The sequence below is a fragment of the Streptomyces tailanensis genome, from assembly GCF_008386495.1.
Lineage (GTDB): Bacteria > Actinomycetota > Actinomycetes > Streptomycetales > Streptomycetaceae > Streptomyces > Streptomyces tailanensis.
In genome coordinates, this window is sequence record NZ_VTHJ01000011.1 from 24,573 (window position 1) to 48,610 (window position 24,038).

Annotated in this window: 19 protein-coding genes and 1 pseudogene; 8 read left to right on the forward strand and 12 right to left on the reverse strand. The window is 66.9% G+C overall.

Annotation, left to right across the window (positions count from 1 at the left end; genetic code table 11):
- Positions 1 to 5 precede the first annotated feature (5 nt).
- The gene (locus F3T56_RS11430; protein ID WP_172638898.1) at positions 6 to 1,727 is read left to right on the forward strand and encodes a GmrSD restriction endonuclease domain-containing protein; all 1,722 of its coding nucleotides are present in this window, start codon (positions 6 to 8) and stop codon (positions 1,725 to 1,727) included.
- Between the two features lie 323 nt (positions 1,728 to 2,050).
- Entirely contained in the window at positions 2,051 to 5,212 is a 3,162-nt protein-coding gene (locus F3T56_RS11435) for a DEAD/DEAH box helicase (RefSeq protein ID WP_149824767.1), read from the forward strand.
- Positions 5,213 to 5,219: 7 nt separating this feature from the next.
- Here F3T56_RS11435 and F3T56_RS11440 read toward each other — a convergent pair whose 3' ends face one another.
- Positions 5,220 to 5,861, reverse strand: coding sequence for an ATP-binding protein (locus F3T56_RS11440; protein WP_149824768.1), 642 nt, complete (start codon positions 5,859 to 5,861; stop codon positions 5,220 to 5,222).
- A 241-nt stretch (positions 5,862 to 6,102) separates the two neighbouring features.
- Here F3T56_RS11440 and F3T56_RS11445 point away from each other — a divergent pair, with 241 nt between their 5' ends.
- Both F3T56_RS11445 and F3T56_RS11450 read left to right on the forward strand, forming a co-directional pair.
- Entirely contained in the window at positions 6,103 to 6,951 is an 849-nt protein-coding gene (locus tag F3T56_RS11445) for a helix-turn-helix domain-containing protein (protein WP_149824770.1), read from the forward strand.
- Positions 6,948 to 7,157, forward strand: a complete 210-nt coding sequence (locus F3T56_RS11450) for a DUF397 domain-containing protein (protein WP_149824771.1) — start codon at positions 6,948 to 6,950, stop codon at positions 7,155 to 7,157. The genes F3T56_RS11445 and F3T56_RS11450 overlap by 4 nt, the downstream gene beginning before the upstream one ends.
- A gap of 158 nt (positions 7,158 to 7,315) precedes the next feature.
- Here F3T56_RS11450 and F3T56_RS11455 read toward each other — a convergent pair whose 3' ends face one another.
- The 4 genes from F3T56_RS11455 to F3T56_RS11470 form a co-directional block, all read right to left on the reverse strand.
- Positions 7,316 to 8,488 carry a serine hydrolase domain-containing protein gene (locus F3T56_RS11455; protein WP_149824772.1) on the reverse strand — a complete coding sequence of 391 codons (1,173 nt, stop codon included), beginning with the start codon at positions 8,486 to 8,488 and terminating at the stop codon, positions 7,316 to 7,318.
- A gap of 57 nt (positions 8,489 to 8,545) precedes the next feature.
- Positions 8,546 to 9,106, reverse strand: a complete 561-nt coding sequence (locus F3T56_RS11460; RefSeq protein WP_149824774.1) for a peptidoglycan-binding domain-containing protein — start codon at positions 9,104 to 9,106, stop codon at positions 8,546 to 8,548.
- 208 nt (positions 9,107 to 9,314) lie between these two features.
- Complete coding sequence (locus F3T56_RS11465) at positions 9,315 to 10,121, reverse strand: hypothetical protein (RefSeq protein WP_149824775.1); 807 nt, start codon at positions 10,119 to 10,121, stop codon at positions 9,315 to 9,317.
- Positions 10,122 to 10,232: 111 nt separating this feature from the next.
- Positions 10,233 to 10,622 carry a peptidase inhibitor family I36 protein gene (locus F3T56_RS11470; RefSeq protein ID WP_149824777.1) on the reverse strand — a complete coding sequence of 130 codons (390 nt, stop codon included), beginning with the start codon at positions 10,620 to 10,622 and terminating at the stop codon, positions 10,233 to 10,235.
- Positions 10,623 to 10,842: 220 nt separating this feature from the next.
- Between F3T56_RS11470 and F3T56_RS47685 the strand changes: the two are divergent.
- Positions 10,843 to 11,035 (forward strand): annotated as a pseudogene (locus F3T56_RS47685) (transposase); the annotation flags it as partial.
- A gap of 125 nt (positions 11,036 to 11,160) precedes the next feature.
- Here F3T56_RS47685 and F3T56_RS11480 read toward each other — a convergent pair.
- Together F3T56_RS11480 and F3T56_RS11485 are read right to left on the reverse strand one after the other, a co-directional pair.
- Positions 11,161 to 11,592 carry a hypothetical protein gene (locus F3T56_RS11480; protein WP_246203567.1) on the reverse strand — a complete coding sequence of 144 codons (432 nt, stop codon included), beginning with the start codon at positions 11,590 to 11,592 and terminating at the stop codon, positions 11,161 to 11,163.
- A gap of 511 nt (positions 11,593 to 12,103) precedes the next feature.
- On the reverse strand, positions 12,104 to 13,240 hold the full coding sequence (locus F3T56_RS11485) for a PQQ-dependent sugar dehydrogenase (protein ID WP_149824780.1): 1,137 nt from the start codon (positions 13,238 to 13,240) through the stop codon (positions 12,104 to 12,106).
- Between the two features lie 215 nt (positions 13,241 to 13,455).
- Between F3T56_RS11485 and F3T56_RS50045 the strand changes: the two genes are divergently transcribed.
- Positions 13,456 to 13,677: a DUF6624 domain-containing protein gene (locus F3T56_RS50045; protein WP_425473561.1), complete on the forward strand. Its 222-nt coding sequence runs from the start codon at positions 13,456 to 13,458 to the stop codon at positions 13,675 to 13,677.
- A gap of 138 nt (positions 13,678 to 13,815) precedes the next feature.
- Here the strand turns inward: F3T56_RS50045 and F3T56_RS11500 are convergent, their stop codons facing one another.
- The 4 genes from F3T56_RS11500 to F3T56_RS11515 all read right to left on the reverse strand — a co-directional run bounded on the left by F3T56_RS11500 (position 13,816) and on the right by F3T56_RS11515 (position 20,646).
- Positions 13,816 to 14,718: an AraC family transcriptional regulator gene (locus F3T56_RS11500; protein WP_149824781.1), complete on the reverse strand. Its 903-nt coding sequence runs from the start codon at positions 14,716 to 14,718 to the stop codon at positions 13,816 to 13,818.
- Between the two features lie 166 nt (positions 14,719 to 14,884).
- Complete coding sequence (locus tag F3T56_RS11505) at positions 14,885 to 15,598, reverse strand: CHAP domain-containing protein (protein WP_149824782.1); 714 nt, start codon at positions 15,596 to 15,598, stop codon at positions 14,885 to 14,887.
- A 95-nt stretch (positions 15,599 to 15,693) separates the two neighbouring features.
- Complete coding sequence (locus tag F3T56_RS11510; RefSeq protein ID WP_149824783.1) at positions 15,694 to 18,906, reverse strand: AfsR/SARP family transcriptional regulator; 3,213 nt, start codon at positions 18,904 to 18,906, stop codon at positions 15,694 to 15,696.
- A gap of 237 nt (positions 18,907 to 19,143) precedes the next feature.
- Positions 19,144 to 20,646, reverse strand: a complete 1,503-nt coding sequence (locus F3T56_RS11515; protein ID WP_149824785.1) for a hypothetical protein — start codon at positions 20,644 to 20,646, stop codon at positions 19,144 to 19,146.
- A gap of 212 nt (positions 20,647 to 20,858) precedes the next feature.
- Here F3T56_RS11515 and F3T56_RS11520 point away from each other — a divergent pair, with 212 nt between their 5' ends.
- Positions 20,859 to 22,487 (forward strand): IS200/IS605 family element transposase accessory protein TnpB, encoded by a 1,629-nt coding sequence (locus F3T56_RS11520; RefSeq protein WP_149824901.1) that lies wholly within the window; start codon positions 20,859 to 20,861, stop codon positions 22,485 to 22,487.
- Positions 22,488 to 22,762: 275 nt separating this feature from the next.
- Complete coding sequence (locus tag F3T56_RS11525; RefSeq protein ID WP_246203568.1) at positions 22,763 to 23,008, forward strand: hypothetical protein; 246 nt, start codon at positions 22,763 to 22,765, stop codon at positions 23,006 to 23,008.
- Between the two features lie 27 nt (positions 23,009 to 23,035).
- Here the strand turns inward: F3T56_RS11525 and F3T56_RS11530 are convergent, their stop codons facing one another.
- On the reverse strand, positions 23,036 to 23,986 hold the full coding sequence (locus F3T56_RS11530; protein WP_149824787.1) for a GlxA family transcriptional regulator: 951 nt from the start codon (positions 23,984 to 23,986) through the stop codon (positions 23,036 to 23,038).
- Positions 23,987 to 24,038 lie beyond the last annotated feature (52 nt).

A 24,038-nucleotide genomic window follows, 5' to 3' on the forward strand; every position in this document is an offset into this window, starting at 1 on the left:
CGTCCATGTTCAAGGAGGACCCTGTATTCAAGGCTCTGCCTGAATCGACAGGCTCTCTAGTGGTGGCCATCAAAAAAGGATCGATAGCGCTACCAGACTTTCAACGAGATTTTGTATGGGAACCCAGGCGAACGGTTGAACTCCTCAAATCCATCATCTCTCGTTATCCTGCCGGCACCTTGCTTACTTGGGCGCAAAATGATGACGTAAGTTTCGGGTATAGGTATTTTGATGGCGTAAGTGGGCCAGAGCGGCGGCCAAATCGTCTGGTACTTGACGGGCAGCAACGGCTCACATCCATCTATCAAGCATTGACTGGAACCGGTGACCACAAGTTCTTCATTCGAGTCTGGCCTTTCATCGATCGAGAGGCCGGATGCCTTCGGTCGCTCGATGACGTAGAGCTCGATGATGCAATCTTTGCGCACGATTCTCGTGCTCGGTCACGATTCAATCCAAACGACATGGCCTGGCAGATCGACAACGCAACATTCCCCGTATCGGAGTACGATCGCCTACGTCCTTGGTTCAAGAAGCTGGCACGGGAGGTGGAGCCGGATCGCGATGCCGCAGATGAGCTTGAGGAGCTGTTGAATCAATTCCGTGACAGCTACCTTCAGCCGCTAGAATCCTACGCTTTTCCTGTCGTAGACCTGCCGGCCAGTACGCCACTCGTCGCGGTCTGCAACATCTTTGAAACGTTGAACAGAACTGGCAAGGAGCTCACTCCTTTCGACCTTCTCACGGCCAAGTTTTATCCACTGGGCGTTCATATGCGCGACCTGTGGAATGACGCCTTGAACCGCTATCCGTTGATCAGCGAGTTCGGTGTAGATGCGTACGGTCTTCTCCAGGCGGTATCCTTGCGGGTACGCGGAACGGCGCAGCGGGCAGACGTCCTTAACAAGTTGACGGCCCAGGAAGTTCATTCCCACTGGGATTCAACTGTCGGGGGCATGTCTGACGCCCTCGACTACCTGAAGAGCCAATGTGGTGCAGTGTCAAGCACCTGGCTTCCGTACAGCATGATCCTCGTGCCCATGGCTGCGGTTTTTACAGAGATAACAGATTTGCGCTCAAAGGCGAGAATTGAAGCCCTGGAAAAACTGGGGCACTTCTATTGGTGCTCGGTTTTCTCTGAAAACTATGACCAAGGAGCAAATAGTCAGGCAGGCGCTGACTATCGCGCACTGCGCGACTGGCTCTTCACAGAAGAACCTGAGCGTGTTCCTGAGGCCGTCGAAAATTTCAACCTTGTGGATGCAGATCTCCTGTTGGCCCGCGCAAACAGGAAGGCACTTTTTCGCGGAGTCATGACCTTGCTGATTCGTGCCGGAGCAAAGGACTTCGAGTCTGCTCAGGCTGTTTCTAGTATCTCGGCGACGACCCCTGACCACATCCGAGTTTTCCCGAGGAAGTTCATCCAAGAATCCGCTTTTGAAGACGGAGAACTGCGCGATCCCGACCTCATTCTAAATCGAGTGTTGGTCAATAGAGGCATCAAGCGGGCAATTCGAGACCGTCACATTGCGGACTACGTGGAAGCCGAAGATCCAGCCTCTCAGAAGAAACTTTCGGAGGTGCTTGAATCACACCTCATCGAAACTGGTGAAGGAGGCGGGTTGATGGGGCGAGCATATGAAGCATTCCTGCGGGAGCGGCTGAGTCTCCTCATTGATCTGATCGAAGACGCGACAGGTCGATCCATCGTCTATGAGTCCGAATAGGCGCCCGATTGGGTAAGTAACCCGTTGCGAATCGGTCCGTCACTCACCCCTGGGTTAGTAAATTCTGGTTGGTCTGATGCAGATTGGCCCCCGATCACGGCGTCGGCTGGGGAAGTGGCTCCCACACCGACACCTTAAATCCACCCAATCACCCGTTCGATTCCAGCGAGGCCACACTCGACTGGACTTGATCACTTACGTCAAACAAGCAGCGATTTCGATCGGTTGCAGCGCGTGATGTTGCTGAACCTGACCGCCCATGCCCCAGTGTCAGTGCCCTCTGTTACACATGAGGCAACTGTCCGACTGAGCGGGGGAACCAAGTGACCAAGCTGGTAGAGCCTTCACAGCCCGATGCAGGCCTCTACGAGCAGCTCATTACGCTGCGCCTCCAGCAGCAGTTGAAGGAGCTCGCCGACCTCGGATGGCATCCCGTGAGTGACGCGGTCGGGCTGGAGTCCGTCCCTCATGTCCTGGCGAGGCATGTTGCAGGAACGGTCCGGCATGTCTTGCAGAACCTTCCGGCCGAGGAGCGCGTCTACGCGGCGAACCACATCCTGGAGTCCATCAGCACCTTGAAAGGTGCACAGGAGTGGGTGGATCTCGTGGCCGAAGGGCCCCGACAGCTTCTCGCCCTGACTCGGCAAGAAGCCCCAGGCGTCTTTGCAGTGAGGCCGGGCATCCCGCTCTCCGATACGGCGCTCATCACCAACTCGCCGGAGGATCCAAGCCTCGGCTTTGAACTGCGCGCCGAGCTCGCCACCGCTGACAGTGTCGACCTTCTCTGCGCCTTCGTGAAGTGGCACGGGCTGCGAATCATTGAGCAGTCTCTGAAGGCGGCCCACGAGCGGAACGTGCCGATACGGGTCATCACCACGACTTACATTGGCGCCACCGAGCGGCGCGCGCTGGACCGGCTGGTCGAGAAATTCAACGCCCAAGTCAAGGTCAACTACGAGACCCGATCAACGCGGTTGCACGCAAAGGCTTGGCTCTTCCGCCGCCAGAGCGGCTACGACACGGCTTACGTCGGCAGTTCCAATCTGTCCAAGGCCGCGCTTCTCGATGGTCTGGAGTGGAACGTCCGCCTCTCCTCCGTCGCCACTCCCGACGTGCTGCGAAAGTTCGATGCCACCTTTGAGGCCTACTGGAGCGATCCTTCCTTCGAGACGTACGACCCAGAAGCTGACGGAGGACGACTCCAGGAAGCCCTGGCCATCGCGGGCGGTATGTCGTCATCAAGCGCCACCGACCGCGGGATCACATTGTCCGGTCTCGAAGTACGACCGTATCCGCATCAGCGCGACATGCTGGAGCGACTGGAGGTCGAGCGGGAGGTGCATGGCCGGGATCGGAATCTACTCGTTGCGGCGACCGGTACCGGCAAGACCGTCATGGCCGCACTTGACTACAAGCAACTACGGAAGAAGCACGGTCGTGATCTGCGACTGCTGTTTGTCGCGCACCGCAAAGAAATCCTGCAACAGTCCATGCGGACCTACCAGGACGTGCTGGTGGATCCCAACTTTGGCGAGCCCTTCCACAGCGGGGACATCCCAGAGCGCTGGACGCATGTGTTCGCCAGCGTCCAGTCCCTCAATTCCAGAGCGCTCGATCGTCTCCCCCCTGATCACTTCGATGTGATCGTGATCGACGAGTTCCATCATGGAACTTCGCCAACATATCGGAAGATCGTCGATCACTTCCAGCCGTTGGAGCTGCTCGGACTCACTGCGACCCCTGAGCGCATGGACGGGAAGAACATCCAGGGCGAGTACTTCGATGGCCGGATCGCTGCCGAGATGCGCCTGTGGGAGGCCTTGGAGAATGAACTCCTCAGCCCCTTCCACTACTTCGGCATCAGCGACAACACCGACCTCAGCACGGTGGAGTGGAAGCGCGGGGCGTATGACGCCAACGCTTTGAGTGACGTCCTGTCGAGCAATGTCAGGCGAGCACGGCTGGTCGTAAAGGCCGTTGAGGAGAAGGTTGCCGAGCCTGGGACCATGCGAGCACTGGGCTTCTGCGTATCGGTCGCGCACGCACATTTTATGGCGGAGGTCTTCCGAACCGCCGGCCTCAATGCCATCGCGCTGTCCGGCGAGACCCCTGCAGAGCAGCGCAAGCAGGCACTAGCCGACCTACGTTCCGGAGCACTCCAGGTGATCTTCTCGGTCGACCTCCTAAACGAGGGCCTCGACATACCCGATGTAGACACCTTGCTGCTCCTTCGCCCTACCTCCAGCGCCACGGTGTTCCTGCAACAACTCGGCCGCGGGCTCCGTCGCACTGAGGACAAAGCGGTTCTCACTGTCCTCGACTTCATCGGGCAGCACCGCAAGGAGTTCCGCTTCGAGAACCAGTTCCGGGCGCTAACCAACCTGACCCGCAAGCGGCTGCTGGACAACATCGATCGCGACTTCCCTCAGCTGCCGTCCGGCTGCGAGATCATCCTTGAGGAGAAGGCGAAGAAAGCCATCATCGCCAACATCAAGGAGCAGATCGGCGTTAATGTCACGGCACTGGCTCGCGAAGTTGCTGACTACGCCGAGCCAAGACTCAGCCGCTATCTGGAGGAGAGCGGTCGTGAGCTCAAGGAGCTCTACCGAGGCAACGGGAACTCCTGGACTGGGCTGCTCCGCCGCTCAGGACTCCTCAAGGGTGAGGCTCCCGAGGGCGAAGCAGCCCTCCTCAAGCGCGTCTCGCCCTTCCTTCACGTGGACGACCCGCTGCGAGTGGCCGCCTACACAAAGGTGTTGGAGGATGACGCGCCCGCCTACAGCGAGCTCGATGAGCAGGGACAGGCCTACGCCCGCATGCTCTTCTTCCAGCTGTGGCCCCTCGGTGGCGTAACACGCAAGGGATTCACGAGCTACGACGCTGGGTTCACCACGTTGCGCAAGCACCACGCGCTGCGCGGCGAATTGCGGCAGGTGCTGGAATACAACCTGGCCCACACCGAGCACGTCCCGATCCCACTTGCTGGGATAGGCGGAAAGGCCGGAATCCCGCTGACAGTGCATGCCTCCTACACCCGCGAGGAGATCCTGCCCGCTCTTGGGCAGTCCGCCATTGGCGGCTTCATGCCAGGGGATTTCCGCGAGGGGGTGAAGTGGTGCGAGTCGATCAAGACAGACGCTCTGCTGATCACCTTGGAGAAGGACGAGAAGGACTTCTCCCCGCAGACTCGCTACCACGACTATGCAAAGAGTGAGACCCAATTCCACTGGGAATCCCAGAACCAGACCTCGGAAACTTCCCCCACTGGCCGGCGCTACCAACATCACGTAGCTGAGGGCAGCCACGTACTGCTCTTCGTCCGGCGCTACAAGAGCACCGACATCGGCGGCGCGCAGCCGTGGATGCTGCTTGGCCCTGCCGAGTACGACGGCCATAGGGGCAGCAAGCCCATGGCGATCAACTGGCGGCTGAAGCATAAGATCCCGGCAGATGTCTGGACGTACTCGACGATCAAGGCTGGGTGACGGCCCTTCACAGCTCTCCCACACCTCCGAACTCGGCCTCGAAATGGGTCTGGGCACGGTCGAGGACCTCATCCCCGTCACAGCCATGCGCCCGGAGCCAGTGGAGGAAGTCCGTAATGACATCGATCACCGCCTCCTCGGCAACGGTCGTGCTCAGTCGGCCCGTCTCGGAACCACGAGGCAGCTTGGTCGCAGCGTAGAGGCCGAGTAGCGCTTCGGCTCGCGTCACGCCCGGACTTCCGACGTGACCGGTCGGTGAGGCGAGGCTCGTTGCCAGCTCGCACCAGGTCACCTTCCGGTCGTCACGGAGCTGAACGCCCCAACGGTCGGCGATAGCGTCGATCAGAGCCATACCTCGTCCGCCCTCGGCATCGGAATCCGCGGCCATGAGGGTCGGCAGGGCACGTGTGTCGGGGTCGTGGACCTCGATGCGCAGGTACGTCCCGCTCATGGAGACAGCGAGGGTCACCGGGGTGCCGTTGCCGACATGCGTGATCACGTTGGACACGAGCTCGCTCACGCAGAGTTGGGCCGCGTCGGAGACCTCGTGCAGGCCCCAAACTCCCAGATGAAGTCGCATGATGCGTCGCAGGGCGGCCACTTCCTCGGGTTCGGCTGTGAAGGCCAAGTCCCACGGCTTTCGTGACATGCACGCTTCCTGAATCACAGGGGCCTCTCTCTCGTCGCACGTCTCGCCTCTCCGACCTCACACCATCAGCGGAGCGTGACGTGCACTCACGGTGAGTCGCACTGCTGGTAAGAATGACGCCGGCACATCCCGAGATGCAATGTGCACAGCGGGATTCCCACTTCTGAGTGATTGGCAGGCACACCCCCTTGGCGTGAGACTGAACGCCGGTTATTCGACGGGTCGTTGACAAGGGGTTGAGATGGCCGGTTCACCGACGGCGCGGCGTCGTCGTCTCTCGATCGAGCTGAAGAAGCTGCGCGAGACGAGCGGGTTCACCTGCGCCCAGGTCGGCGAGGCGCTGGACTGGAGCGGCTCGAAGGTCAACCGGATGGAGACGGGGAGTGGCCGGGTCCAGCCGTCCGACATCGATGCCTTGTGCCGCTTCTACAGCACGAGTGACGAGCTGCGTGAATTCCTCAAGTCGCTGGCCCGACAGGCCAAGACGCGCGGTTGGTGGCAGGTGCACGGCGCGGGTGTTCCCGAGTGGTTCAACATCTACATCGGCCTGGAGCAGGACGCCTCGACGCTCCGCCAGTACCAGTGCGAGTTGCTGCCCGGCCTCATGCAGATCGAGGGGTACGCCCGCGAACTCCACACGACAGGCGCGCACATGTCGGCCCAGGACATCGACAGAGCCGTACGTGTTCGTATGGAACGCCAGACCATGTTGACGCGGGACGACGCACCTGATGCCTGGTTCATCGTGAACGAGGGTGCGCTGCGCAACGTCATCGGGGATCGGGCCCTTATGCGCATCCAGCTTGAACGTCTCCTGGAGTCGGCCGAACTACCGGCCGTCACCCTCCAGGTCCTCCCCTTCGACTCGGGTACCTGCCCGGCCACGGGCTCGTTCACGATGCTCGGCTTCCCCGCCCCTGAAGACCCGGACCTGGTGTATCGGGACGGCATCACTGATGCCGTTTACTTGGAAGGCGAGCATCATGTTCGTGAGTACACCAGGGCGTTCGACGGCTTGCGAGCCGCGGCCCTGAGTCCTCAGCGTTCCGTCCAGTTGATCAAATCCGTCCTAAAGGATTTCACAGGGTGAGCAGGGCAGCGTCCAGCGACAACAACCGTCCGACGTGGTTCACGTCGTCGTACAGCAATGGCGCCGGAGGCGAGTGCGTCGAGTGTGCGATAACCCGTGACCATGCTCTCGTGCGCGACTCCAAGTCGCTTGGAGGCCCTGTACTCGCTCTTGGGAGCAGCTCATGGCAAGCCTTCATCCGGACCTTGGTGGCCGAGGGTGACTGAGGCACGCAACCTCATACGGCGGAGCGAAAGCTCGTAGAAGTTCGGGCAAGACAGCTGGCATACAGGGACGGCCCGCCGCAAGCCTGTAGCACCGACAGGACCTCCACCCGTACGAAGACGATCGGCTTCGGCGCGGTGCAGACCGTCTCGACGCCTTCTTACGCCAGTGATCGTCGCACCGCGTCAACCAGCGATGTCGCACGGGCATCATCGGAGCCCCCAATGATGTGGTTCATGACGTAGCCAAAGGCAATACCGCTCTGAGGGTCGGCAAAGCCGAGTGAACCGCCTCTGCCTGTGTGGCCGAAGGCGTTCGGGCCGGTCATGGGGTTGGTCTCGGTGGGCAGCATGTATCCGGCACTGAATCGGCTCGGGATCAGCATCACCTGGTCCTTCCCGCTTGCCTGCTCCTTGGTCGCCGAAGCCAGAGTTTCCGGCGCGAGCAGGCGCACGCCGTCCACCTCTCCGATCAGCGCGGCGTACATGCGCGCCAATCCGCGTGCGGTTCCAACGCCGTTGGAGGCCGGGAGTTCCGCGGCCTGCACCTCGGGCGAATCGAAGTCGATCTCGGCGGGGTCGGTTACCGCGTACGCCCTGTTGCTGAATGAGTTCGGGTCGCGCCAGGCGGCGACCAGTTCGCGGAGTTCCTCGGGAATCGACTCGGTGGGCACGGTGGTGAAATCGACGTCCGGCCGCTTGTAAGCCATGCTGCTGACCCGGCCGCGTTCACCCTTAGGCAATCCGATGAAGAAGTCCAGCCCGAGGGGGGCGGCGATCTCGTCGGCGAAGAAGCAGCCCGGTGTCCGGCCGGACACTCGGCGGATCACCTCGCCGACAAGCCAGCCCCAGGTCCGACCGTGGTATCCGTGAGCTGTGCCCGGTGTCCACAAGGGACGCTGAGCGGCCAGTGCGGCCGCCATCGGATGCCAGGCCAACGCCTCGTCCAGCGGGACCGGTTGGTCTAGCGCGATCAAGCCCGCCTGGTGGGACAGCAGCCAGCGCACCGGGATGTCCGCCTTGCCGCTCGCGGCAAACTCCGGCCAGTACTTCGCCACCGGTGCGTCTAGGTCCAGTGCACCGCGCTCGGCCAGTATGTGTGCCGCGGTCGCGGTCGCCCCTTTGGTGGCCGAGTAGACGAGTTGCAGCGTTTCCCGCGTCCACACGCGAGCGGTCTCCGGGTTGGCGACGCCACCCCACAGGTCCACGACCGGTCGGCCGTGCTGGTACACGCATACCGCCGCGCCGATGTCCCCGTGCTGGGAGAAGTTCGCTGCGAACGCCTCACGCACCGGTTCGAATCCAGCCGCGACCTCACCGTCGATCGTCGTCATGCCGTCCATCCTGACATCTGGACCGACTACTCCGACGGGACGGGCTCGCCCCCAGCGTCAGCTGCAGGTCCAGGTGTTGTAGCCGGCGGTTCGCCAGATGTCGTTACGGTCCTTGAACATGTACTTGCCTTCAGTGTTGCGTATCACCGGGAAGCTGACACGCGAACCGTAGTACGTCAGGTAGAGCGTCCTGCCTCTCTCCTCGCTACCGCCAGTCATCGTGAGCTTGTCGTCGGCGCGTGCAAAGGTAGCGGAACCCACGATCCCGTCTCTGTAGTCCAGGCGCCACCTGCCCTGCATCGATGAGGTCGCCAGTTCGGTATTGCGGCCGAATATTCCGTCGATGTCTGCCGCGTCGAACTGGGTGCCGTCGATCTCAGTGGCGCCCTCCGCCCAAAGGATCTTCTGCCACAGACATGTGGCGTTGGAGTTGGCGTAAGGGTTGCCGAGCTTCAGAACCCCTTCGTCCCCCCAGTCTCCCTCGTACTCGTCGTAGCCGCGAACGTAGCCATCGCTAGAGTTGGCGGCGGTTGGCGTGGCGCTGAGCGCCAGGGAAGCGGCAGCCAGGGCACCCACCGTGGCTGCCGCGATCCGGGTTCGTGTCGAGCGGTTCCTCATCGGTCTTCTTCCCCTCCTGGTCATGCGGTTGCGGAGCCTTTTGTGCTCGCGGTGCGGTTACAGCCTCGCTTGTCAGAGGCGTGGAGCATATTTCTAGGTTCTGGGGCAATGCCGGGAGCCTCCCCATCCAGGCTCAGGTCACCTCCCCTCATAGATGGCGTGCCGACAGTGGCCGTAGCCCAGGCTGGGCCGCACTTCGCACACCGGGTCAGGAGTCCTCGGACTGGAGGACTCGGCTGAGCGCCACCCGCTTTGCCTGCTGGAACCGGCCCAGTTCCTCCTTGGCCTCCGCGCGAACCGGTCTCTCAGCCTTCGCCTGAACGTCTGCGATTCGCTGATGTGTATGCCTTTCGAGCTGGCAGCTCAGATCGTCCCGGGCCAGGGCTAGTTCCCGATCTCCCACGGCCAGTACCTGGTCGTGATCACCTTCGGCTTCTGCCAGTTGGCCGAGGATCTCCTTGCGGGGGTCCTCCAGCGTGGTGTAGGAGTACCCCAGGTCGGCCATACAACTGGCCCAGTCCGCCTCCGCTTCGTGGAAGCCGGGGGATTCCAGGGTTCGCCGAATGGCGTCGTTGCTCAGGTCCTCGACCACATAGCGCAGTTCGGACCAGCCTTCGCCGTAGACGTCGTCCCGTGCGGTCTGGGCGCACGAGTGGGGGGAGTAGCTGATGCGTCGGCCGCTGGGGAGTGAGACCTCCACGTGATCGTCCTGGCGGCCGAGCAGCGCCTGCTGCCACTCTTCCCGCTCCGCGTCCGGAAGGGCGGCCAGCATGTCCTCGTTCGGATCGTTCGGTGGCCCCTCCAGCACCTCGCCGGTCAGCCCATAGCCATCGCTCTTCGACCACTGCGTTGACAACAACGTATAGGGGTTGATGGCGGCTGCGCGTCGGGCGTCACGGGCAGGGCCGATCCGATATTCGTGCCCTTGTTCCCGCATGCATGCCCGGATCAGAGCCTCCTCGGAGTCGCGCAGGGCTGTCTGCTCGGCCGCCGAGAAGTGCAAGGCGCCCGACAACGGCCGGGGGATGGGTACTTCGGCCTCGGTCGCGGCCTCACGGCCAGGTGCTGCGCACCCGGCCGTGAGAAGTGCAGCGGCTGCCGCTCTCCAGAGCAGTCGTCGCATGGGTCAGCAGTTCGTCCAGTAGTTGGAGCCGACGCCGTCTTCGAAGTTGGTGCCGTTGGTATCCGAGACGTAATAGCCACGCGGGAAGAGCTGGGCCGTGCCCCGGAACCAGGTGTTGGTGTAGAGGATGACGTCGCAGTTGTTGCCGTTGTTGTGCAGCGACTTGGCGTTGTCGAACTTGCTGTACTGCCGCAGGTTGTGATTGTTGCCCCATACCTGGCCGGGGGTACCGCCCCCGTAGGTCTGTGAGTACGCGCACAATGCGCCCGAGTCGCAGTCATCCCAGCTGGCCTGCGCCGGAGTCGCGGCGAACCCGAGCCCCAGGCCAGCCAGCAGCGTGCCACCCGCGGCCGTAGCGGCAACCTTCGCTCTGAACCGAGCGATCCTGTCCATAGCTGAACTCCCCCTCTGTTATGCACCGACACTCGTGTTGATCACGATCGGATTGTTGGCCGTGGTCAGGCTAGGTGGCCTGGTGCTGAACAGGTCCCTATAACTTTTCAGGGTGTGCCAGGAGGTTCGCCGCACGGCGGCTGGTTGCCGGGGATTTCTTGTCGCCTGCGGCCCCTGGGGTCCGTCTTCAAGGGATCGCCAGAGGATGGATCACGGTGAGGTGGTACGCCGTCATGAACTTACCGATCAGGAGTGGGAGTTACTCACTCCGCTGATACCGCGGGCTGCCACGGGGCGGCCGCGCACGGGAAGACCGGCAGGTCATCAACGGGATGGTCTACAAGATCCGGACCGGGATCTCCTGGCGTGACCTGCCGGAACGCTACGGGCCGTGGAAGACGGCCTGGTGGCGCACCTCCTCATCGCCCTCGGCCTGTCGGTCGCCGCCACGGCGGCAGCCCTCACGACCCGATACGGGCGCCTGGTCCTGTCGTCGCTCCGGGGCGGGACCGGCAAAGGGAATTGGTTGATTCCGCCTTCAACGTCGGCGTGCGGCGTATGCGAGGAAGGCTTCCAGAGCCTGCTCCGCAGCAGCACCGTTGGCCTCGAAAGCCGCACGCTCGCGGGCCTTGTGGATCTGCGCTGTCACCGTAATCGCCCGCTCGGCGAGGCGCAGGAGTTCCGCGTCACCGGTGAGCAGGCGTATTCGGTAGAACTGCTGTCGGGCCGCAGAACGCAACCTGTATGACTCGGTACGGGCCTCCAGGTATGCAGCACCGGCGGGGTCCTCGGAACAGCGCCACCAACGGTCGTACTCCCCGCGGCGCTGCTCCATCACCGCTGCCGCGAACGCGCTCAGCACCGTACGACGCTCGCTCCTGTCAGCGGCCCGGCGCTGGAACCAGTAGGTGAGGGAAGCGCCCAGGAGGGTACCGACGACGGCGATAAGGCTGTTCAGGGCCTGCAGCATTCCTGCATTCGATCACGCCTCCCGCTATCGGAAGCGCCGCATCGGCACCATCCAGGTCACAGCCAGGACGTCACCTGCCTCGCCTTCGTCTGTCCTGGGAGCCATCGGGCACGGGGGCCTGCTGACCTGTTCGATCTGCGCGCGGTCAGCCGGCCTGCAGTTCCTTCAGTTGGCCGTTGAGCCGTGGACGCACCAGCCGAAGGGCTGAGCCATGCCAAGTCTCGCGCGCACCCGACAACTGAAGGGATCTGACGGTCTTCCGTGAACGGGCTGGCCTGCCGCTCGTTCCGGGCCGAGCCCGGCGAGCCCCGACCCGAATACGGCCCCGAGGGCACAACACTGACTCAGCGTCGTCCGGCGAAGGTGGCCGAACTGCAGGTCCTGCACCGAAGGACGTCAAGGTTCTCGGGCCGGGGCGGCGGGCGTGTCTCAAGCGGGCCGGAGGTCCCGCAGGTGATCCGGCCGACCTGGGTGATGCCCGCTACTCGGCGGCTTCCTCATCCCGTAGTCGTTACGCCGGGTCGATGCGCGAGACGCTGCCGCGCAGGTCGAGCACGTACAGCTCGCCATCGCCTCCCTGCGCGAACGAGACGACACTGCCGCCGTCGACTCCGAGGTCGCTCACGCCGGTCACCTCGCCGTTCTCCATCCGCAGAGCGCGGACGGTGCCATCGCAGAAGTCGCTGAACACGTACTGACCCCTGAGGTCCGGGATCGCCTTGCCTCGGTAGACGTATCCGCCGGTCACCGAGCAGCCCAGCCCGTTGCGGTCGTACTCGTGGATCGGCGGTACGTGGTTCGCGGGCTCCGTGCCGCCCCGGAAGGGATGGTTGCCCTCCATCTGGGACCAGCCGTAATTCTCGCCGCCCTTGCTGTTCGCCGGGGCCCAGTCGATCTCCTCCCAGGCGTTCTGGCCGACGTCACCGATCAGCAGGTCGCGCGTGCCCGCGTCGAAGGAGAACCGCCACGGGTTGCGCAGCCCGTACGCCCAGATCTCGTCCTTCGCGTTCGGGTCGTCCACGAACGGGTTGTCCGGCGGGATCGCGTACGGCTTGCCGCCGCTCGGGTCGATCCGCAGCAGCTTGCCGAGCAGCGTGTCGAGGTTCTGCCCGTTGCCGTGCGGGTCGCCGCCCGAGCCGCCGTCGCCGAACGCGATGTAGAGGTAGCCGTCGGGGCCGAACTTGATGTCGCCGCCGTTGTGGTTCGCGTAGGGCTGCGTCTGGGTGAGGACGGTGCGCCGGGTGTCCGGCTGGATCTTGCCGTCCCGCACGGCGAACTCGTCCACGGTGCTGGTGCCTTGGCGGTTGGTGAACGAGATGTAGAAGTGCGCGAACTCCTTGTCGAACGCGATGCCCAGCAGGCCGCGTTCGCCGTCGGTGGTGGTCTCACCGGATATGTCGAGGACAGGCTCGCCGAGCCCCTCGTCGTCCAAGGCCCTTACTGTGCCCGCGCGTTCGGCTATCCAGACCGTGCCACCGGGGCCGGCGGTGCCTGCGGATGGATTCTGGGCCGTGGCCACTTTCTTGAGTGTGACCTTCGCTGCCTGAGGTGGGGCGGCGGGCTCGTCGGCAGCCGCCGTGGTCAAGGCGAGGGAAGCGACGAGGCAGAGGGTGCCGATGATCGCCGAGCTTCTGGTGCGAACTTTCACCGTGATCCTCCTGGAGGCGGCGAACGGGGGGAGGGCACCCGGCGGCCAGGGGCAGAGTTGGGTGGGTGTCGTCCACGCCGGCACGCAACCTGTGTGTGTGGGGGGGATGGTGCGCTACTGGCCACGGGTGAGGGTACCGGGACAGGAGTTGTTGACATAGACCAACGCTCCATCCACCTACCTGAGGGAGGCCATGGGGCTGCTGCGGGGTGGCGGTGTCGGTCGGTGATGCCAGTGCTCGCCATCTCGCTTACCTGACGGACCGCGTACTCGTCGCCGATGGCCAACCCCAGCTGTACGGGACCCAGTACACCCATGAGGCCGATGGCACGGAACTGCGGCCTCAGCCGATCGCCGACCCTGAGCGTCTCGATGAACGACGCGCCGCCATGGGCCTGGAACCACAACCTCGCCGGAGGCGGCGGTCACACTCGTAGGAGGCGAGGGATCACCAGCGGGGAGCCGATGCCGGAGAGGACCATCGCTTCCACTACCAGTTCGGCGTCGAGGCTGATGTTGATCTCGGGCATGGCTCCCCCTTCGTCGGGCTGTTGCCGAACTCTGACCTCGGGTGGTCAGGGGTGTTCGCGGTCCACGGGGAGCCAGAGTTCGGCTTCGGCTTGCTTGCCGTCCGGGGAGAGTTGCGTGCGGAGGATCTCCGGGCCGGGGCGGGTGCGGTACGGGTTGGACGGGAACCACTCCGCGTAGATGTCTCGCCAGAGGTGCTGGATGGCCTCCGGGGCGGGGCCGGAGGTGGTGAAGACCGCCCAGGTGCCGGGTGGGACGGGGAGTACGGCCATGTCGTCGAGGGGGGTTGTGGCCATGGCCGACTCGGCGGACTCCGGTGTCGTGATCACGGCGTGGTAGTAGTCGAGTTCGGTGCCCTCGGCTCGGCTGGGGTCCAGGTCGTCACAGACCGCCACTGTGCCTTGGGGGTCCTGGTTCGAGAGTTTCGCGAATTCCTCCAGGTGGTCCCTCGTCCTCGGGGGTATTCCTCGTACGAAGTCGATGATCGACTGGTTCGGGCCCGTGTGGATCAGGGGGACCCGGGTCTTCGGGCCTACGACCGTGAACGCCGGGCGGTCCACGACGCGGTAGCGCATGCTGCTGCTCCCTTCGATGGTGAGGCGGAAGGTCAACCGGGGCTGGGAGACGAGCTCGGCGCCGGTGCGACGGGCCTCGCCGGGGCCTACGCCGTGCATGGCGCGGAAGGCGCGGGCGAACGCCTCGCCCGAGCCGTAGCCGTAGCGCACAGCGATCTCCAGGAGCGAGTCCTGCCGTGACAGGACCTCGGCGCCCGCGAGCGTCAGCCGCCGCCGGCGGATGTACTCCGACAGCGGCATGCCCGCCAGCGCGGAGAACATCCGGCGCAAGTGGTACTCCGACGTCGCCGCGATACGGGCCAACTCGGCCGCGTCGATGGGCTGGTCGAGGTGGTGCTCGATGTGCTCCATCGCCTGGTTGAGCCGCTCCAGCACGCCCGGTCTCCTTCCTCTTTCGTGATCACCACGCTAGGAGGCAGACATCCTGCCGGGCCCGACATTCTGTGCCCGATCCGGTCAGGTCGGGTCCACCACAGCACGACGGCACGACGGGAAAGCCCCCGTCGTGCCGTCGTGCTCGCTGCTCGCTGCTCGCTGCTCGTTACTTCTTCTTGGGCGATACGTAGCCGACGACGTCACCGGCCTTGGTGTTGTACCGGGTGCGCTGGTAGACGCCCTCCGTGCCGCCGTTGCCGCTCTTGGTCGTGTTGCCCTCGATGGTCGTCAGTGCCTTGGTCTTGCTGTTGTAGCCGATGACGATGCCGATGTGGTCGACGTCCCAGCCGTTGGTGCCGAGGCTCGGGGTGCCGCCGTCCCAGTCGTAGAGGACCGCGTCGCCGACCTTCGGGTGGTACGAACCCCGGGCGTGCCACGTGCCGATGGAGTTGCGGGCCCGGTAGAAGGAGCCGGCGAACGCGTCGGTGTTCTTCGTGCGGGCGCCGGAGTTCTTCCAGACGTAGCGGACGAAGTCGGCGCACCAGTTGTTGGTGCGCCACTGCAGGCCGCCGACCTTCTTGCACTTGCCGACCTCCCCGCTCTTAGGGTCGGTGGCGACGGCGCTGTAGTAGTTGCAGTTGCCGGCCATCTCGCGGTTGCGCGGCGACATCTTCACCTGCTTCTGCGCCAGGTTCTTGATGGCCTTCTGGAGCGTCACCCCGGCTGCGGACGCCGAGGACGACGACGTCTGTGCGGCCGGCGCGGCCGAGGCCGTCTGGGCCGTCAGGGTGCCGCCCGCGAGGGCCGTGATCAGCAGGAGGGTGGTGGCTGCGCGGCGCGCGGGCGCCTTGGCCTTGCTGGGCTTGGTGATGCCGGTCATCGGAAGTCCTTTCCCCGTTGAAATCCCCGTGGTGTCGGGGGAGTTCGGGTTGCTCCCGTTTCCCTCCGACACCAAGAAGCGTCGCGGGGACCTCTTCAGCTTCCCTGCAGGTCCTCTTCAAGGCCCTTCAAGCCGGTGTCCACCTCCCTCGCCTCCCGCGCCTCGTACGCCGTGAACACCTCACCCGCCTCGGCCCGCAGGACGGCCGCCGTCCGGCTGTCGCCGAGGGAATCCCGCAGGGCCGCGAGGGTGCGCAGGGCGCGGGCCCGGGGCAGGGCGAGCCGCAGGGTGTCCCAGAGGGCGACGGACGCGGTGAGGTGGGTCTCCGCGTCGGCCGACCGCCCCTCGGCGAGGGCGCATTCACCGAGCCTGTGCCGGACCAGCGCCTCGCCGTACCGGTCGCCGTACGTCCGGCACACGTCGAGCAGGCCGTCGAGGTCCGCCGCCGCCTCCCGTGTGCGCCCCAGCCGCAGCCGGGCCTTGGCCCGTGCCTGGGCGGCGTACGCGCTCATCAGGCGGTCACCGAAGTCCCGGAGGATCGCGAGGGACCGGCTGGAGAGTTCCTCTGCCGTCGCGTAGTCGCCGAGGGCGCGGTGCAGCAGGCCGTACGTCCGCAGGGCGAGCGCCTCGCCGCGGCGGCTGCCGAGGCGTCGGTAGGCGGTCAGGGACTCGTCGAGGAGGGCGCGGGCGGTGGCGTACTCGCCGAGTTCGAGGTGGACGGAACCGGCGTACCGGCAGGCGAGACCGAGCCCCGTCGCGTCGTCGAGCCGCCTGAAGTCCTCGATGGCGCGGGTGAGTTCGCGTGACGCGTCCCGCAACCGGCCCTGTTCGCGGTAGGTGCTGCCCAGCCCCGTGAGGGCCGCCGCGTGTCCCCGTACGTCGCCGAGGTCGGCGCACAGGGCGGCCGCGTGCCGGTAGAGGTCCACGGCCGCGGTGTAGTGGTCCTGCTCGTACTGGAGTTGGCCGAGGCCGATGAGGAGCAGGGCCTCTCCGGGGCGGTCCTCGGCGCGGCGTACGGCGGCCAGCGCGGCCTCGTGGGTGCGCGACCACGAGTCGAAGCGGTTGTTGACGATGTAGGCGGTCGAGCACAGGGTGACGGCGGCCTCGCGGGCGAGCGCGTGCAGGTCCATGGCGGCGGCACGCTCGACGGCGGAGGCGATCGCGCCGGCCTCCGCCTCGAACCACGCGGCCGGGTCGGCCAGCACCTGCCCGGCCGCCCGGTCGTCGACCGGCCACAGGGTGCGCGGGACCTGGAGCACCACCTCGCCGGAGGGTGCCGCGGCGGCCGCACGGCGGGTGAGCCACAGCCAGCCGCCGAGCGCGCGGCGGAGGGCGGCGGCACGCTCGGCGGGCGGCTCCTCCGCCTCGGCGCGCTCGGCCGCGTACACCCGGACCAGGTCGTGCAGTCCGAAGCGTGGCTGCCCGGCGCTGTCGACGCCCGTGAAGTGCAGCAGCTGGGCGTCGATGAGCCGCTCCACGACGTCCTCGGCGTCCGCCGTCCTCGGCAGGTCCAGCAGCGCGGCCACCGTCCAGGCGGCCACGTCGGGCGCGCCGAGCAGGGCGAGGCGGCGCAGGGCGGTGCGGCCGGGGGCGTCGAGCGCGTCGTAGCCGAGGCCGAGTCCGGTGCGTACCTCCAGGTCGCCGACGGCCAGCTCGTCGAGGCGGCGGCGTTCGTCGGTGAGGCGGTCGGCGAGCATGCCCGGCGTCCAGTGCCGGCGGGTCGCGAGGCGGGCGCCGGCGATGCGCAGGGCCAGCGGCAGCCCGCCGCACAACGCCACGATCCGCCGCGCGGCCTCGGGTTCGCTTCCGACGTTCCCGCCGCCGGCGATCCGGGCGAGGAGTTCGAGCCCCAACTCGTCGTCCAGTACGCCGAGTCCGGTACGGGCCGCGCCGCCGAGGCCCGCCAGCCGGGCACGGGAGGTGATCAGCACGCCGCAGCTCTCGCTGCCCGGCAGCAGCGGCCGTACCTGCGCCTCGCTGCCCGCGTCGTCGAGGACCAGCAGGACGCGGCGCCGGGCGAGCAGGCTGCGGAACAGGTCGCCACGTTCGGCGAGACCCTCGGGCGGCTCGGCGCCCAGCGCGCGCAGCAGCCGCCCCAGCACCTCGTCGGGCGGCACCGGGTCGGCGAAGCCGTGCAGTTCGGCGTAGAGCTGGCCGTCGGGGTAGTCGGCGGCGACGCGGTGCGCGACCTGCACGGCGAACGCGGACTTCCCTACTCCGCCGGGTCCGGTCACGACGGCGACCGGCATCGCGGTGCGGGGTCCGGTCAACATGGCGGCCACTTCGGCGAGTTCCTGCCGACGGCCGGTGAAGTCGCCGATGGCGGGCGGGACGAGGGCGGCTCGGGGGAGGGGGATGGGGCTGGGATGGGGGCTGGGGTGTGGTGGCCGTACGCGGGTGGAGGCGTCGGCGGGGGCGGCCTTGGAGGTGGCTGCGGGGGTGGCTTGAGGGGCTTCGGGGGTGGCTTGGGGGGCTTGAGGGGCTTGAGGGGCTGCGGAGGCGGTCGGCATCAGTTCCCCGTCCGCCCGCAGGATCGCCTCGTACAACCGGCGCAACTCCGGGCCCGGATCGATGCCCAGCTCCTCGGCGAGTACGGCACGTCCCTCCGCGTACACCGTGAGGGCGTCGGCCTGTCGCCCCAGGCGGTAGAGGGTGAGCATCAGTTGGCCGCGCAGCCGCTCCCGGGTGGGGTGAGTGTCGACGAGGGCGGTCAGCTCGGCGACCAGGTTCCGCTCGCGGCCGGACAACGCGAGATCGGCGGCGATCCGGTCCTCCAGGGCGGCCCGCCGCGCCTCCTCCAGCCGCTCGGCCTCGACGCGCAGCGCCTCGCCGACCCCGCCGAGGGCCGAGCCCCGCCATAACTCCTGTGCCTCGCCGAGGAGTTGGGAGGCGGACTCGTGGTCGCCGGAGGCCGCCCGCTGTCGCCCGGCCGCCGTGAGCCGTTCGAAGTCCGCGAGGTCGATACGGTCGTGGTCGCCGTCCACGTGCAGCAGATAGCCGTGCGGACGGGTCTTGATCCCGTGCGGACGGGTCTTGATCCCGTCAGCCCCGTCAGCCCCGGCGGCCCCGGCGGCCCCGGCGGGCAGCGCGCGCCGCAGTCCGTGGACGTACGTCTGGATCAGCGCGCGCGCCGACTCCGGCGGTTCGTCGCCCCAGACCGCGTCGATCAGCGTCCCGGCGGGGACCACCTGCCCGGGCCGCAGCAGCAGCGCGGCCAGCAGGGCGCGGGGCTTGGGCCCGCCGAGCGGGAGCCGGCGGCCGCCGGACCAGACCTCGACCGGGCCGAGCAGTCGGTATTCCAGAGCCACGGAACCCCCCGTTTCCACGCGGTTTCGTGCGCATGCCAATTCCGAGCGGCTTGGCATCGTACGCATCCGGCCGGTGGGGGTCACGGAGAACATGCGGGGGTTTTCGCAGAAAAGGCTGCATGCGGCGATCCGACCGAAAGGCCAATTCTGAGCAACACGCGGGCTGTGCCCGGGGGTTGAGGCACAGCCCGCGTGGCCGTGAGGATTGCCGTAAGCGCTACGGCTCGTCCGTAGGAGCTACGGCGTCGTCGCCTCGCCCTTCGTCAGCAGCCACTCCTCGTGCAGCGCCCCCAGGGGGATCTTCTTCTGGAAGATGGGGGTGCCGAAGATGGAGAGCTGGAGGTTCAGGGTGCCGGTGAGGTCCACGCCGCCGTACAGGGCCCAGGAGCCGGACGCCGAGCCCGTGCCGTTCGCCGAGCCCTCGGCCGTGCCTTCGGCCTCCGCCCGCAGGTACGGGGCCAGGTCGGCGGTGACGCCCACCGTGCCGTAGAGGCCGACCGTGGCCTCGGCGCCCAGGGCCGCCTTGACGTCGCCGACCGCGGTGACGGTCGCCTTCAGGGGCTCGCCGGTCATGCGGGACTCGCTGACGCCGGTCCAGCCCTTGGACCAGGTGAAGTTGCCGCCGACCTTGAAGTCGCCCTTGAGGTCCTGTTCGACGTCGACGGTCACGCGGCCGTCGGCGTCCACCTGGAAGTAGCAGACGAGGTCGAGGTTGACGACGATCGGGACCGGGCCGACCTGGATGACGGGGTCGGCGTGGAGTTCGGCGAAGGGGATCCGGATCGGCTTGCCCTCGGTCGAGCCGGCCGCGCGGCCCTTCAACGACCACTGCGACGCCCAGTCGCCGGTCAGGCCCAGGAACGCGCCGCCGGGCGAGGAGCCCGTGCCGGACCCGGAGCCGTCGTACGAGAAGGAGACCTCCGGGGCGAGTTGCACGAAGCCCTCGACCGACGCGGCGGCCGACGCCGGGGCGTCCTCCGCGGTGGCCACGGCGGCACCGACGTCGATGCGCAGGCTGCCGAGCGGGAGCCTCGCGCCCTCGGGGCCGAAGGTGAGGTCACCGGTCTTCGCCCAGGAGACCTTCACGCCCTGGACGAGCGGGTCGACCTCCATGGTGGACGGGTCCACGGGGACCGTGCCGTCGGCCGTGGTCTCGCCCAGTACGGAGCTGAGTTCCGCCGGTTCCGTCTCCACCGTCGTGCCGCCGCCGTCCTCCGCGGGGCCGACGATCTTCGTGACCTCGGCGAGCAGGCCGTCGGGGGCGCCGGGGGCGGGGGCGCTGGCGATGACGTCGCCGACGGCGACGGCGGCCTTCGGCTTCCCGCCCGCGTCCGGGGTGTCGGGGGTCTTGTCCGCGTCCGGGGCGGAGATGGAAGGCGAGGGTGAGTTCGAGGGCGCTGTCGGGGACGAGTCGTCGTTCGACTTCGTCGGGGCCGAGATCACCGCCCGGCCGCTCTTCTTGTCGTACGACGCGACCTTGAGCGCGGACTTCTTGGCCTTGCCCTGGTCGGCGGCGGCATCCGCGTCGGCCACGGCGGTGGGGGTCGCGCCACCGGTCGCGGCCGATACGACGGCGAGTTGCTCCTCGGCCGCCGCGGGCTCGGGGGTCTCGGCCGCCGCGGCGGGGGCCTTGTCGGCGGCGGCGGAACCGGAGTCGGCGGAGCAGCCGGTGGTCAGCAGGGTGGCGACGGTGACCGCCGACAGCGCCGAAAGCAAGGCATGTCTTCTGAGCTTGTGCACGCGTGATCCTCGGGAGCGGTTGATGGGGGTTGTGAACAGGTGGCGGTGGACGGCACATGAGTGCGTCCTGGCGCGCAGGAGTGTGCCTTCGGGCAGCGGCAAGCGCGCCCACAAGTAGGGAACGAAAGTTCTTTCATCGAATGCGTGACCTTCACCAGTGGTGGCCGTTGATGTGATGACAGATGTCTGCGGCACCGGGTGGGGGTGACGGGGTGGGTGGGCTGCGGGATGTAGCGGCACCGTTCATGGTGCCCGGCCCCTCGGGGGTCGCGGTCCGTACCCGACTCAAGGACCTGACCGCCGACGACGAGAAGGTTCTTCGTCTCGTCGGTGACCATCTGGGTTCGCTGGCCTCCCGGGACCTGAATGCGCGGTGCGCGGCCGGTCTGGAGCATGACAGCGAGCAGTGGGCGCAGCGCAAGCGTGTCCTGACCGAGGAGTCCTCCTCGCGCTGGGCCGGGTCGATCACGAAGGCCACCCACGATCAGTGGGCGCTGGCCCGGCGCGGGCAGCTCGCCCACATCCAGAGCCTCGAAGCCGGGATCGAGACGATCACGCACCGCCTGTCCCTGCCCGTGGGTGAGAAAGGCACCAAGAAGGCTCCGGGTGGCTATGGCACCCGGCAGGTGTGGTTTGCCAAGTCCCGCCGCCTGCACGTGCTCGAGGACCGGCTTCAGGCGGTGCGGGCGGACCGGGAGGCCGGATGCGTGCGCGTGGTGCGTGGCGGGAAGCGGCTGCTGAACACCCGCCACCACCTGGACGCCGCTCAGCTCACCGAGGAGCAGTGGCGTGCGCGGTGGCAGGCCGGGCGCCGGTTCCTGAAGGCCGACGGCGAGTCCGGCAAGCGGTTCGGCAACGAGACCATCCGCGTCACTGCTGACGGCGAGGTGTCGGTCAAGCTGCCCGCACCGCTTACGCACCTGGCCAACGCCCCGCACGGCCGGTACGTCCTCACCTCCCGCGTGGCGTTCGCGCACCGGGGCGAGCAGTGGGCCGACCGCATCACCGCGAACCGGGCTGTCGCCTACCGCATCCACGAAGACGTGAGCAGGGGCCGCTGGTACCTGACCGCGTCCTGGACGATCCCCCCAGTGAAGACCGTGCCGCTGGAAGCGGCCCGAGCCCATGGCCTGATCGGCGTGGACACCAACGCCGACCACCTTGCCGCCTGGCGCCTCGACGAGCACGGCAACCCCGTCGGCACCCCGCTCCGCTTCGGCTACGACCTCACCGGCACCGCCGCTCACCGCGATGCCCAGATCCGGCACGCGCTGATCCGGCTGCTCCACTGGGCCAGACGCCACCACCTCGCCATCGCGATCGAAGACCTCGACTTCGCTGCGGAGAAGACCCGGGAGAAGCACGGCCGCAGGAAGCGGTTCCGCAAGCTGGTCTCCGACCTGCCCACCTCCCGGCTGCGGACCCGGCTGGTGTCGATGGCGACCGAACTCGGCATCCCGGTCATCGCCGTCGACCCGGCCTACACCAGCCGGTGGGGAGCCCAGCACTGGCAGAAGCCATTGACAAGCAAGACCCGCAAGACCACTCGCCACCAGGCGGCAGCCGTGGCGATCGGAAGGCGCGCCCTGGGGCACCCGATCCGGCGACGGACGACACCGCCCCCTGCTCACCGGAGTGATAAGCAGGGGCATCGGACCGTCCAGGCCAGACCGGGCACTCCGGGGCGTGAGGGACACCGCCCCCGTATTCCCGGACCACGGACACGATCCGTGCGCGCCGGATGCGGAGCGAAAGCGGGGGACCAGAACGCCCAACACCGTTCGGGGCGTTCGGCTGAGCATGGGTTCTGGCAACAGGACTCACTCCCGCTCAGTTTCTAGGAACGGTGCGCTTCATGAGGTGCTTGATCAACTCGATCAAGCGGTGACTGATGGCACGTGAGGGATGGCACGCGAAAGAGGTGGTTACCCCCCAGTAGTCATGCATGAGCATGCCAGGATCATGGAACCCGGCATGCCACTTCCCCCACCAAACACCGGTGACCTGAGTCACATCCGCGCGGTGTTCGCGATGTCCAACTCGCCTTCCCTTAAAGGCCGTTGAGGAATTCGGCCATCGTGGCGGCAAATCGGTCGGGTTGGTCGGCGGCTACAGCGTGGCCCGGTGGGCCGAGAAGCGGGAACTCGGCGGGGTCGCGCTCGCCGTGGCCGGGGCAGCGGCGGCTGAGCAGTGGCGACGGCGGGCCGGGGGCAGGGCCGCCGGGGCACTGGCCGCCGGATATGTGGCCGCGTTCGCCGGGTCGCACCCGCTGGCGAAGAAGGTCGGAGCCTGGCCTGCGGTGTTCGGAGTGGCTGGGGCGGTGGCCCTGGCCTCTTGGGTGGTCACCGACCGGCGGGCGTAACCCCACAGTCCCAGGAGCCCCTGCCTCTCAGGAGGCCCGGAACGCCTGCCGGTACGCCTGTGGGCTCGTCCCCACCACCCTCTTGAAACGGTCCCGGAACGCCGTCGGGGAGCCGAAGCCCGCCTGGGTCGCGATGCGTTCGACGGTGTGGTCGGTGGACTCCAGGAGGTACTGGGCGCGGCGTACCCGGGCCCGGTGCAGCCACTGGAGCGGCGTCGTGCCGGTCTGTTCGCGGAAGCGGCGGTTCAGGGTGCGGGTGCTGGTGCCGGCGTGGAGGGCGATGTCGTCCAGGGTCAGGTCCCGTTCGACGTTCTCCTCCAGCCAGCGCAGGAGGGGTTCCATGGTCGCGCCGGCGGGGGCCGGTGGCTGGTCCTGGACGATGAACTGGGCCTGGCCTCCCTCGCGTTCGAGGGGCATGACGCACATGCGGGCGGTGAACGCGGCGACCGCCGAGCCGTGGTCCTTGCGGATCATGTGCAGGCACATGTCCATGGCCGCGGCCGCGCCCGCCGAGGTCAGGAACTGGCCGTTGTCGACGTAGAGGACGTTCGGGTCGACGGTCACCTCCGGGTGTCTCGCGGCCAGGTCGGGGGCCGCGATCCAGTGGGTCGTCGCACGCAGCCCGTCCAGCAGGCCCGTCGCCGCGAAGATGAACGCGCCGACGCAGATCGAGGCGATCCGCGTACCGCTCGCCGCCGCCGCGTGCAGGGCCTCCGTCACCCCGGGCGGCAGCGGGACGGTCGGGTCCTGGGTGCCCGGCAGGATGATCGTGTCCGCCTCCGCCAGCGCCTCCAGCCCGTACGGCGCCCGCACGCTGAAGGGCCCCGCCTTCACCTCCCCGTCCCCCTCCACCGAGCAGACCCGCACCCGGTACGCCTCCCGCCCGTCCGGCAGCCGCGCCCAGCCGAAGGTGTCGATCGGCGCGGAGAGGTCGAACGGGATGACGTCGTCGAGCGCGAGTACGGCCACGGTGTGCATGGCGGGAGCGTAGGCATGCGCCGGGTTCCCGCCAAGTAGACACAAGCGGACA